10 protein-coding genes are annotated in these 15000 nt (G+C 66.7%); 3 read left to right on the top strand and 7 right to left on the bottom strand.

Annotated features, from left to right (window positions below; all coding sequences use genetic code 11):
- Positions 1-13 precede the first annotated feature (13 nt).
- Together BN973_RS19020 and BN973_RS19015 are read right to left on the bottom strand one after the other, a co-directional pair.
- Positions 14-7516: a BTAD domain-containing putative transcriptional regulator gene (locus BN973_RS19020; protein WP_198048950.1), complete on the bottom strand. Its 7503-nt coding sequence runs from the start codon at positions 7514-7516 to the stop codon at positions 14-16.
- Between the two features lie 113 nt (positions 7517-7629).
- Entirely contained in the window at positions 7630-8286 is a 657-nt protein-coding gene (locus tag BN973_RS19015) for a hypothetical protein (RefSeq protein ID WP_051641348.1), read from the bottom strand.
- A 146-nt stretch (positions 8287-8432) separates the two neighbouring features.
- On the opposite strand from BN973_RS19015, the gene BN973_RS19010 reads away from it, so the two are divergent.
- Positions 8433-9356 carry a class I SAM-dependent methyltransferase gene (locus BN973_RS19010; protein ID WP_036472702.1) on the top strand — a complete coding sequence of 308 codons (924 nt, stop codon included), beginning with the start codon at positions 8433-8435 and terminating at the stop codon, positions 9354-9356.
- Here BN973_RS19010 and BN973_RS19005 read toward each other — a convergent pair.
- The 3 genes from BN973_RS19005 to BN973_RS18995 form a co-directional block, all read right to left on the bottom strand.
- The gene (locus BN973_RS19005) at positions 9328-10623 is read right to left on the bottom strand and encodes a glycosyltransferase (protein WP_051641347.1); all 1296 of its coding nucleotides are present in this window, start codon (positions 10621-10623) and stop codon (positions 9328-9330) included. The genes BN973_RS19010 and BN973_RS19005 overlap by 29 nt on opposite strands.
- A gap of 248 nt (positions 10624-10871) precedes the next feature.
- Positions 10872-11639 (bottom strand): class I SAM-dependent methyltransferase, encoded by a 768-nt coding sequence (locus BN973_RS19000; RefSeq protein WP_036470135.1) that lies wholly within the window; start codon positions 11637-11639, stop codon positions 10872-10874.
- A gap of 34 nt (positions 11640-11673) precedes the next feature.
- On the bottom strand, positions 11674-12294 hold the full coding sequence (locus BN973_RS18995) for a hypothetical protein (protein ID WP_036470134.1): 621 nt from the start codon (positions 12292-12294) through the stop codon (positions 11674-11676).
- 129 nt (positions 12295-12423) lie between these two features.
- Between BN973_RS18995 and BN973_RS30640 the strand changes: the two genes are divergently transcribed.
- Both BN973_RS30640 and BN973_RS18990 read left to right on the top strand, forming a co-directional pair.
- Positions 12424-12723 (top strand): hypothetical protein, encoded by a 300-nt coding sequence (locus BN973_RS30640; protein WP_139830121.1) that lies wholly within the window; start codon positions 12424-12426, stop codon positions 12721-12723.
- Between the two features lie 9 nt (positions 12724-12732).
- Positions 12733-13368: a class I SAM-dependent methyltransferase gene (locus BN973_RS18990; protein ID WP_036470133.1), complete on the top strand. Its 636-nt coding sequence runs from the start codon at positions 12733-12735 to the stop codon at positions 13366-13368.
- 16 nt (positions 13369-13384) lie between these two features.
- On the opposite strand, the gene BN973_RS18985 is transcribed toward BN973_RS18990, so the two are convergent.
- Positions 13385-14074, bottom strand: coding sequence for a histidine phosphatase family protein (locus BN973_RS18985; protein WP_407067554.1), 690 nt, complete (start codon positions 14072-14074; stop codon positions 13385-13387).
- A 168-nt stretch (positions 14075-14242) separates the two neighbouring features.
- Positions 14243-14866, bottom strand: coding sequence for a chitin-binding protein (locus BN973_RS30635; RefSeq protein ID WP_084163454.1), 624 nt, complete (start codon positions 14864-14866; stop codon positions 14243-14245).
- Positions 14867-15000 lie beyond the last annotated feature (134 nt).

Here is a 15000-nt window from a genome sequence, read left to right as displayed (position 1 = left end):
GCACGATACGGACCTAACGTTGCAGTTCGTCGAACCGTTCCAGCGCCGCGTCGAGATCTGCTTCGTCAAAGAACTCGTATCGATCAATCAGGTCGCCGTCGACCATAAAGACGTCGGTCATGCGCCACTCGGCGTAGAAGCCCTCTTGTGAGGTCGACTTGGCGACGTGGGTGACGACCGCTCCGCGGTTGCTCAACCGGCGAACCGCCTCGATGTAGATGTAGACGCTGCCCGCCGATTCGAGCGAGGCGCGAAGGTATTCCATCAGCTCACCCGGCGCCAGCATCGCGCCAAGGCGGTGATCGACGTCTTCGAAGGTTGGTGTCGTCGTTGGTAATTCGCCTCGATTGAGCACATCGAAGACCCGCACGACGGCTGACCACGTACGCGACCAGACGGCCGCTTCGCCTGCGAGGTAACGTGTTTCGAGTTCCGCGAAGGCTGCGCCGATCTCGTTGAGGTCGAAGACCACTACTGCCGCGGTCCGACCTTCTGCATCGATCTCGACGACATGAAATACGTCGACCTGGAATGCTTCAGCACGCTGGGCGTCATCGGACATACGGACGCGCGTCAGCGCCAGATACTCGCCGCGGGTAGCGACGATGGTGGCGGTCGAGTTCTTGAAACCGGCTTCTACGCTGGCTCGCAAATCGTCGATAGCGGCTGCTCGACCGTGCTGTACCCCGGCGTTGACACCACGGCGACGATCGTCGACGGAAATGTCCTCCGCGAGGATCTCACCCATCGAGTTCCAGTCGCGTGCCGCGTAGTGAGTCTGAAAGTGCTCGACCAATGAGCTGGCCCGGCTGGCCGAACTCTGCAGCCGACGTGTCCTCGGTTGCAGTTCTTCGAACCGTGCGAGCGCTGCGTCGAGATCTGCTTCCTCGAACATCTCGGCCCGGTTGAGCAGGGGCCCCTCGACCGTGAAGATGTCGATCAACCGCCACTCGGCATCGAAACCCTCACGCGACGTAGCCTTCGCCACATGAGTGACGACTGCGCCGAGGTCGGTCAGCCGATGAACGGCCTCGACGTAGAGGCGGGTGCGCTCCGCCTCGTCTAGCGCTGTGCGCAGGTACGCTTTGAGGTCACCGGGCGACACCCGCGCAGCGCGGCGCCGGTCGATGTCCTCGAAATTCGCTGTCGTCTCGGGGAGTTCATTTCGGTTGAGAGCGTCGTATGCCCGGGTGATGACCGACCAGGTGCCCGCGTGGTTCGCCGCTTCGCCTGCGAGGTAACGCGTTTCGAGTTCCTCGAAGGCTGCGTCGATGTCCTCGACGTCGAATGCGACGCTCGCGGCACACTGGCCGTCCGCATTGACTTCCACAACGATCAAAATCTCGACAACGAAGGCATCGAGCGCGTGATCGCGCGCCAAATAGCGGAGATGGCTGAGGGCGAGGCGTTCACCTCGGACTGCAAGTACAGTCGGCGATATCTGTGTAATGCCAGCGTTGACTTGCGCCTTCGCGCTGACGATCTCGGCATCGCGACCGTAGATGCCGCCGCCTACCAGATGACGACGATCGTCCGTGTAGTAGTCGTCGGCCAGAACTTCGGCCACTCCTGGCCAATCGCGGGCGACGACTCGTTCCAGGTAGCGCGCACACGCTTGGCTCGCCGCATTTTCTGGCTGGGCCCGTGGGCGTAATTCCTCGAATCGAGCGATCGCAGCGTCGAGGTCTGCCTCGTCGAAAACCTCGCAGCGGTTGACCTTGTCACCGGCGACCATCAACAGGGCGAGCCCGCGCCACTCGGCATCGAAGCCCTGTCGCGAAGTCTCACACGCCGAGTAGGTGACCAATGCCGCCCGGCTGTTTAACCGATGCATTTCCTCGACGTGGATGTTGATGTCTTGATTGACATCCCACCCGCCGCCAATGTAAGCGGTCAGGTCTCCTGGCCCGAACGCTGTCTCCCGTCGATGGTCGATGTACGCGCAGTCTGGCGTGCTCGGGGGCAGCTCATGTCGATTCAGTGCCGCGTAGCTAGCCGCAACGACCGACCAGACGTTCGCGTAAGCGCTGGCTTCGCCGGCGAGAAAGCGCTTGTCCAGCTCTGCGATGGCGGCGTCGGTATCGTCGGGATCGAAGGTGACGGCTGCCCCTATTTTTCCGTCGGCGTTGATTTCGATCAGGTGTAGGCCATCAATGTGGAAAGCGCCGGGTCGCTGATCTCGACGGGTATAACGGCTACGCCTGAGGGTGAGGCGGTCGCCACGGGTGGCAATGACGACCGAGGCCATGTCCATCGGTCCGAACTCGGCGGCAGCCCCCTGCATATCGTGGATCTGGACATCCCCGCCGCGGCTGACTCCCGCGCCTATCACGCGTCGACGATCGTCGGCGAAAATGTCGTCGGCGAGTATCTCGGCGAGCCCGTCCCAGTCGTGGGCCACAAAGCACGCCATGGAGCGCGCATCCACTCGGCTCGCCTTGTTTTCCAGACGCCGTGACGGTCTGGTGAGCTCGTCGAACCGCGCGAGCGCGGCGTCCAGGTCGGCCTCGTCAAAGAGCTCGAAACGATTGATCAAGTTGCCCGTTAGCGTGGACACGATGACGTCTTGGAACTCGGCTTCGAAGCCGTCGCGCGAAGTCACCTGCGCCGTATGAGTGATGACCGTGCCGAGTTCATTCAGCCGGTGCACGACCATCGGGTGGATGTTGGTTCGCCGGCTTTGATCGATTGCGGCACGCAGGTATTGGAGGAATTCACCGGGCGCGAACGCGGCCGCTCGGCGGTGATCGATCGTCACGGCGTCGGGTGTCATCGGGGGAAGTTCGTGCCGACCCAGCGCGGCGTAGTTCTCAATGGTTGTCGACCACATGTGCGCGTAGGGCGCCGCCTCGCCGGCGAGATAGCGGGCGTCGAGCTCGGCGATGGCGGCGTCGAAGTCGTCGGCATCAAGCGTGACAAACGCGACGATCCGCTCCCGTGCATCGGTCTCGACGATCTGTAGCAAATCCAGATCGAACGCCCCGGAATTCCCGTCGCCGCGAGAGTATCGGTCGCGGGTGAGGAGGAGGCGCGCCCCACGGGTGGCAACGGCGTCCGACGTAGCGTATGCGAGCCCGAGGTCTGCGCCCGACCGGAAGCTCTCGATCACGTCATCCCGGCCGATGGTGCCCCCACTGACTACCCGACGACGATCGTCGCTGTAGCAGTCGTCGGCTGTCAGGTCCGTCATGGTTGCCCAATCGCGGGTCACAAAGCACGCTTGGAAGCGCCGATAAATCCGGGCCGCCGCGTTATCCGGCGTTCGACGTTGCGAATGCTCAAGCTCGAATCTTGCGTGCACCTGATCGAGTTCGGCGATCGCGGCGTCAAGGTCTTCGACGTCGAACCACACATCCAGGGAGATCCGACCGTCCTCGTCGATGCCGACTAGCTGGAGTACCTCTTCCCGCGGCGCCCCGGGACTGGCGTCTGTGTTGCCTAACTCCGTTCGGTAGAGAGCCAACCGCTCGCCTCGTACAGCGACAACCGTGTGCTGGAGTTGAACCGTTCCCTCCATCTCGATAGAACGTCGTACGTCGCGTGGCCATCTGCCAGTCCGAAGATCGGCCTTGCCGAAACCTAGTATCTTGCGACGACTCTCGAAGAAGATGTCGTCCGCGAAATATCCCTCGAACTCGTCAAAGTCCCTACGATGGAAAGCCGCATCTCCGCGGGCGACCGCTCGCACGCATTCATTGTCCAGCTCGACGACGTGCTGTTGAGGTGCGACGCGAGCAGAGACGATCTCGCGCTCGCCAATAAGACCGCGCGCCCTTTCCGCCAGTGCCGCGGCGCCTTTGCGTTCGTACAAACCGACGGCCTGCTCGGCGGCGGATCGCGCCCCGGAAGCGTCGCCCGCAGCATCCAAAACCGTTGCGAGCGTTAGGCATGCATCACCGTGGTCAACCAGGGCGTCAGTGCGCTCGGCCAATGCCACGGCCGCCTCCGCAACCTGCCGGGCCGCCGCGTGGTCACCGCCACGTGTCAGCAGGTGTGCCCGCAGCGTGCGCCATCCCATCGACGCCTTCAAGGCGTGCCCCGCCAGACGCTCGCTCTCGGAGCACAATTCGTCCGCCTCGGCATCTCGGCCGAGTGCGAGACAGGCGCGGCCCAGCAGTGCCGCGGTCTCGGCGGTGTCGGCGTCGAGGCCCATCCGACGAAAGCCGTTGTAGGCCTTGCGCAAATGCTTTTCGGCCGCCGTAGGGTCGTCAACGATGAGTTCGACGATGCCGGCGAACTGTTCGACTTCGAGGCGCGCGTGGCGCAAGCCGAGCTCGGTGACGGTGCGACGGGCCGAGTCGATCATCCGCCGCGCCGCGGCGGCGCGTCCGCGAAAGGCCTCCAGCACGGCCTGGCAACGCGTCGACGTGGCTTCGACCGCGGGGGAGTCGGTCGTGATGCGCAGCAGCCGCACCACGTCAAGACACCGGCCGCCCGCCCGCGGAACCGGGTTGGGTCCCCACAACGCCGCGAGCGGCGCACCCGCTAGAACCGCGTTCACGCGCCGGTGTTCACGCGCCCGTCGCGCCGCGGTCAGTGCGTCGTCCAACGCGATTTCGCAGTCGGCGATTCGCCCGAGGCGGGCGAGGCACCCAGCCCGGACGGTGTGCGCCTTCGCTTCTCCGGCGGCGTCGTCCAGTTGGGCGAGCTTCGCGGCGGCCGCGCCCAACGCAACCTCCGCCTCATCCAGCCGCTCGGGGTGAATCAACATCGAGAGTTGGCCGTCGAAGCACGTCGCCCATGCCGCCAAACGCGCCGAAGCGACTGTCGTAGCTTGCAATTGGGAGACCGCACCCGCCGCCGAAGTCACGTCCCCCGCGGCCAGCAGCGCCTCGCAGCGTGCAATCAACAGCTCGGCCGTTTGGTCGTCCCGGTCCGGCAGCTCGTCGTCGAGCTCCTCGAGCGAGTGCAGGGCGTGGCGGTACAGGTCGGCCGCTCCTTCGTAGGCGAGTCGCGCCATCGCCTGGTCCGCGGCGCGGCGGCAGTAGAACACTGCCTTGGCGGCGTTTCCCGCCCAAGCGCATTCGTAGTAGTGGTGCGCCAGCTCGGCCAGCAGTTCGTCGTCGGCGCCGGGCAGCGTCTCCAGTGTCGCGGCGATGCGCTGGTGCAGTCGCATGCGCCGCACCGACGCCAACTCCGCCAGCAGCGATTGGCGGACGATCGCGTGGTTGAACCGGTAGTTGCCGCCGGGTTCCTCGATGACGATGCCGGCCTGGCAGGCCTCGTCGAACGCGTCGACCAGGTCGCTGCCGACCACCCTCTCGACCAGTTCCAATGCGAACCGGCTTCCGACGACCGCGGCCGCGGCGAGGGCCTTGTTCGTCTCGGTTGGGAGTCGAGAAAGCCTGCGGCTCACCGCTTCTCGTACGCCCTGCGGCAGTGTGCTCTGATCCCACACGCCGCCACTTTCGTCGACGTGGCGCAGGGCCTCGATGAGGAAGAAGGGGTTGCCGCCGGTGACCGAGGCCAGCGCGTGAGCGAGCTCCTCGTCGTCGTAGCCAGCCTCGGCGACGTACGCGGTCACGTCGTCTTCGTCAAGTCCGCTGAGGCTCAAGCGATTTGCCGTGCCGTCGCGGTGCAGGTCGGCGAGCATCGCGGCCAGCGGATGGGAGCGGTCGAGGTCGGTGCTGCGGTAGGTGCCGACGATCTGCACACGAGCGTGGTCGCCGAAGCGCAGCAGATGCCGCAACAGCAGCAGTGTCGGCTTGGCCGCCCAGTGCAGGTCGTCGAGTATCAGCAGCACCGGCGCACTCTTGGAGGCAATCTCCAATAGCGCGACCACGGCATCGAAAAGTGCGTAGCGCTCGGTCTCGGGGTCCGGGTGAGAGCGGTGAGCGAGATCGGGTACGACATCGGTCAGCCCGGGCACGAGCGGCAACAATGCTTCGACGCCGCGCAGTCCCCGCACCCGGTCGGCGCCCATGCACGGCACCAGCGAGCGCAGTGCTTCGGCGAACGGCTGATAGGGCGCGCCGAGGTCCTCGTCGCAGCGGCCGTACAGCACGACAGCTCCTTGTGCATAGGCCCGCTGCGACCATTCACCGGCCAGGCGCGTCTTACCGACGCCCGGTTCGCCGGCGATCAGCACCGTGGGCGCACCACCGGCAAGCGCGGTCTGCCACACCGCCAGCAGCCGTTCGAGTTCATGGCCGCGTCCGACGAAAGGCCCCGGTCCGACCAGCACCGCGGGCAGGGCGGGACGCGCCATCGGCGGCTCGGCGGTTTGCGGTTGGGGCTGAGCCGGGGCGGTGTCCAATCGCAGCTCGAACACATGCTCGGGCCGCGCGAGGTTCTTCAGCTGACGCATCCCCAGGTCGTCGAGCATGACATCGTCGGCCAGCGAGTCGATGACGAGCTCGGCGGTCGCGCCGGAGCACAGGATCTGGCCGCCCTCGGCCAGCGACCGCAGCCGGGCGACCCGGTTGACCGCCCGGCCGAAGTAGTCGCCGTCGCGAAGCTCGACCTCGCCGGTGTGCAGTGCCATCCGGACTCGCATGGGCTCCCGCAACGCCCACGGCTCGTGCGTGATCGCGTCTTGCAACTCAATTGCCGCGGCCGCGGCCGCAGAGGGCCGTTCGAAGACCGAGAAGGTCGCATCACCCTCGCCGCGGGTTTTGACCAGCCGCCCGGCGCGGGAGGTGACGACCTGCTCGACCAGTTCGTCATGACGGGCGAGGGCGATCGCCATGGCATCGGGGTCGGCCTCCCAGGCGGCGGTCGAACCCTCGATGTCGGTGAGCAAGAATGTCACCGCACGCGTTACTGACGAAAGGGTCTGTGCCACAGCAACATCCAACGACGCATCCTGTGCGACGATCGCGGCCTCCAGCCGCCGAAGCTCCGGCCCGGGATCGACCCCCAGCTCGTCGGCGAGCAGCGAACGCACCCGTTGATACGCCCCGAGGGCCTCGCCCTGCCGACCGGCCCGGTACAGGGCGAGCATCAGCTGGCCCCACCGCCGTTCCCGCAGCGGCGCCTCGGCGACCGCCGCCTCTAGGTCGCCGATGACTTCCGCGGCGCGGCCGGTGGCGAGCAGCGCGTCCGCCCGATCCTCCACCAGCGCGGCGTGACTTTCGATCCAGCGTGTCTTCTCGGACAGCCCTCGCTGGCCGTCGGGAAGTTCGGGGGCGCCGCGCCACAGGACGAGCGCCTCCTCCAAACGCACCACCGCTCGGCCGGTGTCGCCGACGGCAGCCGCGTCACGCCCGGCCTTGGCCGCTGCTTTGTAATGGGACGCATCCACGTCGGCGCCGTCTAGCCGCCAGCCCGCCCCCTCGGTGAGCACGACGCCGTCGCCCAGCACGCGGCGCAGCGCGGAGATGTGGGTCTGCAGCGCCTTGGCGGCGGTGCGCGGCGGGTCGTCACCCCACAGCAACTTGACCAACGCGTCGGCGGGCACGACCGAACCGTCGTGCAACCCGAGCATCGTGAGGATGGCGCGCGGCTTGGCGCCCGGAATGGCGACGGGCGTCCCGTCCTGTCGGACCTGGAGAGGTCCCAAAACCCCCAGTTCCACCGGTGAAAGCGTACTCACGTCTGCCATCGTCGGCGGCCGAATTCAATACCGGGTCAAGATCGAGTAAAGGTGCCGCCCGCATACTCGCGGGCATTCCCTGACCGGCTGAGTTCCTACTCCGGCGGCGCAGGGGTCATCGAGGCGATGTAGTAGACCTCGTTGCCCTTGGGATAGCCGCCGCCGCCGGTGGCGATATGGACGTGGTCGTAGTGGTTGGCGGTTTCGTTCCCGAGGTCGGCCGTCCAGGCTCCCGAGTTTGGACCGGGGTAGATCTTCTGCCGCCAAATCACGTGGTTGATGCCCCAGCGCTTCGCATTCGCCAGCGCATACCCGGCGATCTGGTTGCCGAGTTCGATGCCCTCCGGGCTGCCATGGTTCGGAATCATCACGTCGATCGCCAACCCGTTGGGATGCCACGGCAGCGGGTCTTGCCGATACCCGTAGATGGTCTTGATCTGTGGGAACAGCACGCTGATGACCCGGGCCGCCCAGATGGTCTTGATCTGCAATCGGTCCTCCGGCGCGACGCCGGCGGGTAGCGGGAACTGGAAGCCCTGCGCCCCGGTGGGTGCGGTCGCGGCCAGCGCCGCCAACGATTCGGCTTCCGCCGGAGTGGCGACGTGCGGGCCCAGTCCGGTCGCCGGGTCCTTCGGGGGCGCGGCCGCGGCCACCGTCGGGCTTGCGGTGGGGGGCTCGACGTAGCTCGTGGACTTGGTTCCTTGGGCGTAAATCATGCCGGCAGAAACGACGAGCGAGGCCGCGATCGCCATCCAGCGGCTCCTGCCGATGGCCAACACGTTCCTGCTCACCCAGAGCACTTTAGTGTCGCCTGCGACGCGTGTGGCGAACTTCGTCGTTTATGGTGGCTGCTATCGAATTTCTGCTCTCGCGGACCGGTTTCAGGACGGGGGTAACGGTGTCATCGGATGGCGCAGCGCGTACCGAAGGAGACAGCTGGGACCTGGCCTCCAGCGTGGGAGCGACGGCCACCATGGTGGCGGCGTCTCGCGCGCTGGCGTCACGCGAACCCGATCCGCTGCTCGACGATCGGTTCGCCGAGCCGCTGGTTCGTGCGGTGGGCCACCCCTTCTTCACGCGCATGCTCGACGGTGATATTCCTCTCGACGACGCCGACGCACCCTTGACAGCGCGACAGCGCTGCGAGCAGATGACCGTGCGCACAAGGTTTTTCGACAACTTCTTCCTCGCGGCGACCGCGAGTGGGATCCGTCAGGCGGTCATCTTGGCGGCCGGGCTCGACGCCCGCGCTTACCGGTTGCCGTGGCCGGCGGGCACGGTGGTTTTCGAGGTGGACCAGCCTGAGGTGATCGTGTTCAAGGGCACCACGTTGGCTCAGATCGGCGCCGAACCGACCGCCGAACGTCGAGCCGTCGGCGTCGACCTGCGCGATGACTGGCCTGCCGCCCTGCGCGACAACTTCTTTGACACCGCGGCGCCGACGGCGTGGATCGCCGAGGGTCTGCTGCCGTATCTGCCGCCGGATGCCCAGGATCGGCTGCTGGACAACATCACCGCGCTCAGCGCCCCGGGCAGCCGACTGGCCACCGAAAACATCACCGACATGCGCGTGTTCACCGACGAACGCGCGCGAGCCCTACGTAGCGGTTGGCAAAAGCACGGGCTCGATTTCGACGTCGCCGATCTGGTGTGGGTCGGCGAGCGGCGTCAAGCCGGCGAGCACCTGGCGGCTACCGGCTGGACGGTCACGCAGTACGCCACCGAAGACCTGTACGACGAAAACGGGTTTGCGCTGCCGGATCACGAACTGCTGGCCGAGTTTCGGCGCACCATCAGCTACCTGAGCGCAGAACTGGGCTGATCGCCGAGCGTTTCGGGCAGGCCAGGCCCTCGAGGAGATCGGCGGCGCCGGCCACGCTCGCGTCGGGTTTGCTCATCCGAGTGGCGAATTCGCGGGCTCGGACCACGTATTCCGGAGTGAGGATCTGGCGCAGATCGGCGACCAATGACGCGCGGGTCGTGTTGGCAAACCGCCGGGCGGCACCGACCTTCAGTCGGGTGATCTGAGCTCCCCAGATGGTCTGAACGAGGTCCATCGAGAGGACCAGCGTGGGCACTCCGGCGCGCAGGCCGGCGGCCGTGGTGCCGGTGCCGCCGTGGTGCACGACCGCGCGGCAGGCGGGAAAGATTGCGGCGTAGTTGACTTCGCCGACCACCTTGACGTTGTCGAAATGTGGCACCTCGTCGAAGTCGCTCCAACCGGAGCACACCAACGCCCGCTCGCCGAGTTGCGCGCATGCGGCGCTGATCATTTCGACCGTGTCCGCGGGAGATTCGACGCGCATGCTGCCGAAGCCGAAGCAGATCGGCGGCGTCCCCGCGGCAATCCACGACGCGACTTCCTCGTCGGCGTCCGTCGTCTTTTCCAGTGTCAGCGCGCCGACGAAGGGCCGCTGCCCCTTCCATTTGGCCCATTCGGCTGTCAAGCCGGGAAAGCACGCCTCGTCGTAGGCCTGGATTTCCAGCGAGCCACGGTCGGCGATGCGTCGCGAGGCGGGACGAGTTGCCTTGGGCAGGCCCAGTTCCCGGCGCTGCGCATCCTCGAGATGTTTCGTCATCCGCCATGTCAGCCAGTTGGACACACTCATGGCCGAGCGGGCCAATGCCGAGGGGACGACCGGGACGAGTTGGCCGTTGGCCCGGATCGGGACGTAGTGCAGGGTGGCCAGCGGCATGTCGTAGTACTCGGCGACGTTGGCCGCGGTTTCCATGAAGCTCTCGCCGGTGAACAGCACGTCGGCCCCGTCCGCCAGCGGCGTCAGCGTTTTGCTCATCTGCACCCAGCTCCGGATCACCGAGTCGCGAAGGTCGCGCCACATCCGGATCAGCGAGGGGATTTTCCACGCGTTGTGGAAGGCAGACGACCAGAAGTCGCGATAGGTATCCAGCCATTCCTGCGTGTCGAGCCCATATGGGACCGCGCTGAGGCCGGAGGCTTCGGCAAAGCCCACCAGATCGGGCGAGACGGCCATCTGCACGTCGTGCCCTCGGCGCAGCAGTTCGCGGCCGACAGCGACTGACGGCTCGATGTCCCCCCGAGTTCCATAACTTGCAAGTACAAATCTCATTGCGGATCCCGGATCTTCAGTTGTGGCGCGCCTGGTCCGGCCTCAGGGGGCATCGGTGCAATTGGTGCGGGCCCAGCCTAGCGTGCCGAGGCACCGATGCGAGCAAAGTCTGGATGCATACATATGCGTGCGTTTCGAGACCAGCAGTCTGCTCGTTGGTCACTTCAGCACCACGCGGAAGGGACGACGTGTTCCTCAAAAGCGCTAGCGCATGCGCTATCACGTCGGCGAACAGTCACATCCCCGCATCACTGGTCACCGCGGGAAACCCGGTCGGCGCGCCAGCACCAGGCGCGCATCGGGATATCGATCAGGTCGGCACCGGGAAAGCGTGCCTGCATGGCCGCGCGCGCTTGGTCGAGCGTCTGGGCGCGGTCCTGCGGCGAGGCGATGATCGCCCGGCTGTAGGTCGCCAGCATCGCCACGGCGTTCTCGAGCGTCATCGTCCGCACGAACCGGAAGATCTGCCGCTCGATGTTGTGGAAGATCTGCGGTTCGGGCAGGTCGAAGTGCAGTCGTTGCCGGAATCGGTCGACCGACTGGACCTCTTCGAGGTCTTGGCCGGGCAGCCGGCCGAGGTCGCGCACCCAGTCCACCTCTCGGTCGCGGCTCGTCCAGATCAGGCCGAAGCGGCCGCCGTCGCGCAGCACCCGACCGATCTCGGGAACGGCCCGTTCGTGATCCATCCAGTGCCACGCCGACGAAACGAAGACCCCGTCCGCGGTGGCGTCCGCGAGCGGGATCGACTCACCGCGCCCCTCGAGCGCCCGCACTCCCGGGGACCGCTCGGTCAGCACCCTGCGCATTCGCTCATCGGGCTCTACCGCGATGACTTGAGCTGCTCGGTCCACCAGGGTGCGGCTGAACAGTCCGGTTCCCGCGCCGACGTCGACGGCCACCCGACAGTCGGGGGGCACCAGCCAGTCGACCGCCTGCTGCGGGGCCTGCGGTCGCAGGCCGTCGTAGTCTTCGGCGATCGATCCAAAGGACATTGCGCGTTCTTGGCGATCGGTCACTCTGCCACGCTAGAGCGCTTACCTGTGTCTGAACTTAGGGATTCTGATGTGCTGCAAGCGTTTCGTGCAATCGGCTGACGGACCCCCACAGGTAGAACTCGGGCAGGCCCCGTTGCAGGCCCGAGCGGTAGATTCCCACTCCCGTCACCGGCGACTCATCGCCCAGGTGCGCGGCCTGGACGGCCCGAGCCGCGCCGAACAGTTCCTCGGCTGAGAAGGAGGAGCCGTTGACGGCCTCGACTCGCCGTCGCGGCTTGGTGCCGCCACCGGGTCCGAAGGGCGACAGATAAACAGCGGGAGCGCTGAGCCCCGATCCATCCTTCGTCAGCCGCTCGGCCGGATCCGATGACCATGCGATTGCCGCGTCCTGCAGTGGCGCGAACGGCAGGTCGGGTCGGTGGATGGTCTGCTCGTCGGCCGACAGCGGTTCGGAACGTAGCTCAGTCGCCTTTTCCACCAGCGTGGCGACGGTGGTGACGTAGTAGGCGATGCGCTTGCGCCGGACCGTTGCGAGGTCCGCCAGGCCCCAGCCGTTCAGATGCGGCCACCAGACGTCGTACATGACGACGTCACCGTCGTGCAGCAGAACTCGGTTGGGCCGGTCGTCGTGCGGGAACCGGAACACGGTCCCGAGCTCGATGTTGGACGCGTCCATGCGCCGCAGCGTAGCCGTCGCCGTGCGACGTGAGTCGACGCCGACCAATCCGGACCGTGAACGGCTCGGCTGGTTCACAATGATGTTGCCTGCTGCTGGCCGGATGTTTTCTCGGGGAGGAGAACCGACATGAGTAAGACGACTGCAGTGCTGACCCGCCCGCCATTGCTACGGCGTTGCGCGGTCGGCGTGTTCGCTCTCGTGTTGGCGGGGTTGCCGACGGCCTGGATCGTGGCGCCCGCCGTCAGCCGGGCCGAGCCGTATTGCGCCCCCGGCTGGGCCTGGAGCGTCGAGTTGAACCAATGCGTGTTCGTGCTTCCGGCCGCCAATGGACCGGGCGGTCCCGGTGGACCGGGAGGTCCAGGCGGACCTGGTGGGCCCGGCGGACCCGGGGGCCCCGGTGGACCCGGATTGCCGGGCCACCACTAGACATGTCGTATGACCGCACCGCAACGTCGGGGGTTCAACAGCGCCATCACCGGGGTGTGGAGTTTCCTCGCCCCCGTCTACGACCAGCCCGCGTTGCAGCGGTGGGTCTATCGCCCGCCGCACGACGAGGTCATCGCGCGGCTGCGTGCCCATCAATCGCACAAGATCGCTGACATCGCCTGCGGGACAGGCCTTCTCAGCGATCGCATCGAGCGCGAACTACACCCCGAGGCGATCTATGGGGTAGACATGTCGGCCGGCATGCTCGCCCAGGCGCGGGCCAGGTCCGATCGGGTGCAGTGGTTACGCGGCCCGGCCGAGCAGCTGCCCTTTGACGACGGCTGCCTCGACGCGGTTGTGACGACCTCGGCGTTCCATTTCTTCGACCAGCCGGCCGCGCTGCGGGAGTTCCATCGGGTCCTGGCGCCGGGCGGGCTGGCGGCGGTCTCCGCGCTGAGTACGCGACAAACGCTGCTGCATCTGCCGTCGACGAACAGGTGGAAGCCTCAACACAACGCGTCGCCCGCCGAGGTGCGGTCGATCTTCGAGGGCGCCGGGTTCACCGTCACCGATCAGCACCGGATCCCGCGGGCGTTCTGGACGCGATTCGTATCCGACGGGATAACCGTCGGCGTCAAGAGCTAAGCGCGGGGTAGGCGCGTCAGCACGGCGGGGGATCGGCATCCCATTCGGTCATCGTCCAGCCGTCGGACGGATTTCCGGTCACCACCACATGGCCCACATTGGTCAACGACTTGGTTTTCAGCAACGACGGATCCGCATTCCGCGCGTTCATCAGCACCCAGAACATGATCGCGGCGCTGTGCGAGAACGCGACCGGATTCTGCTCGCCGCTGTCGTAGATGCGTTGGACGGCTTCGGTGAATCGCGCGTTGAACTCGTTGCCATTCACCGAGCCGGGGATGCGTGCGTTGCGGTCGCCCTGTATCCAGCGTGCCGGTGCGGCGAAGTAGGTCTGGGGGATGTCGGCCTCGGGGGTGCCCTCGAACTTGCCCGCCTCGATCTCCCGCAGCCCGGGCAGCACCGTGACGGGTTCGCCGAGCACCTGTGACGTCGGCGCGGCCGTTTCCTGGGTGCGGATCATGGTCGACGCGTAGACGCCGTCGTAGTGGTTCGGCGCCAACTGCGGGGCCACGACGGCCGCCTGGCAGAAGCCGCGGGGCGAAAGTTCGGGACCGGGAACCGAGGTGTCGATCAATCCCGACGCGTTGGCCGCCGACTGTGCATGTCGCACCAGCGTCAACGTGATGGTGCGGTTTCCGGCGGCCCGCGCCGGCGCCCAGCTCGTCGCCAGCGCCGCGACTAGCAGGATGGCGACGAAACTTCGTATGGTCACAGTGATTTCACGCGTCCGTCGACGTCGACGATCCTCCGCAGTTTTCACGCGAGCAGTGTAAGACGTTCCGGGCAGCTGCGTCGCGCGAGACCCGACGACCACGCACGACGCCCGCCTCGCCGAGCGGCGAAACGGGCGTCGTGGTGGGTTGTGGTCAGCCGTTTACAGCGGGATCCAGACTCCGAAAAACCAGAAGCCCCACTGGTTGAAACCGGGATCCCACACGGGAGTCTCCTGGTAGCCCCAGTAGTTGATCGGGCCGTAGTTCCACGGGCCCCCTGGCGGCGGGAGCGGTCGATCCCACGCCGGCCGGGGCGGTTCACCCGGTCCCCAAGGGGCGGGTCCGTTGCCCCACGGTGCGTTGTTGAAGTAGCCGCGATGCGCATCGCCGTGCCAAGGACCGCCTGGTCCGCCCGGCCCGTTGAAGCCGGGACCACCCGGGTGTCCGGGTCCGCCCGGGCCACCCGGCCCACCAGGACCGCCAGGTCCAGGACCACCGGGACCACCCGGGCCACCGGGAGGTCCACCGGGCCCGCCCGGACCGTGTTCGCCGGGGCCACCAGGACCACCGGGACCACCTGGTCCACCCGGGCCCGGGCCACCGGGGCCGCCGGGACCGCCGGGATCATTTGGCCCGGTCGGCGCGTGGACACCGCCAGGTCCCGGAGCGCCATGGCCTCCCGGGCCTGCGGGAGCGGCGTTGGCCACACCGGCACCCACGCCCAGCGCTGCCGCGCTGAAGGCGCCGGCCAGCGTGCCCGCCGCAATCAATTGCTTGAGTTTCATATTTCCCCCCACTCGTTCATTAGTGGATTTGTCGAATGCTGACCCCCAACTCATCCGACGCTAGATAGCCTGGCTATGAATCGGCTGTGCCTTCTCCCTGCGAAGCCTTTGGCTACTCGCTCGGCATTCGGTGC

Origin of the sequence: Mycobacterium triplex (assembly GCF_000689255.1) — a bacterium.
Lineage (GTDB): Bacteria > Actinomycetota > Actinomycetes > Mycobacteriales > Mycobacteriaceae > Mycobacterium > Mycobacterium triplex.
The sequence above is the reverse complement of the archived record's forward strand: the minus strand, read 5'-3'. Positions and strand labels throughout refer to the sequence as shown.

Bases quoted from the DNA above. Each gene is read 5' to 3' on its own strand.
- BN973_RS19015 (WP_051641348.1), bottom strand. From the start codon at position 8,286: ATGGCGATCGCGGCCTCGCTCGTCGTTTCTGCCGGCATGATTTACGCC.
- BN973_RS30635 (WP_084163454.1), bottom strand. From the start codon at position 14,866: ATGAAACTCAAGCAATTGATTGCGGCGGGCACGCTGGCCGGCGCCTTC.
- BN973_RS18995 (WP_036470134.1), bottom strand. From the start codon at position 12,294: ATGGACGCGTCCAACATCGAGCTCGGGACCGTGTTCCGGTTCCCGCAC.
- BN973_RS18990 (WP_036470133.1), top strand. From the start codon at position 12,733: ATGACCGCACCGCAACGTCGGGGGTTCAACAGCGCCATCACCGGGGTG.
- BN973_RS19005 (WP_051641347.1), bottom strand. From the start codon at position 10,623: ATGAGATTTGTACTTGCAAGTTATGGAACTCGGGGGGACATCGAGCCG.
- BN973_RS30640 (WP_139830121.1), top strand. From the start codon at position 12,424: ATGAGTAAGACGACTGCAGTGCTGACCCGCCCGCCATTGCTACGGCGT.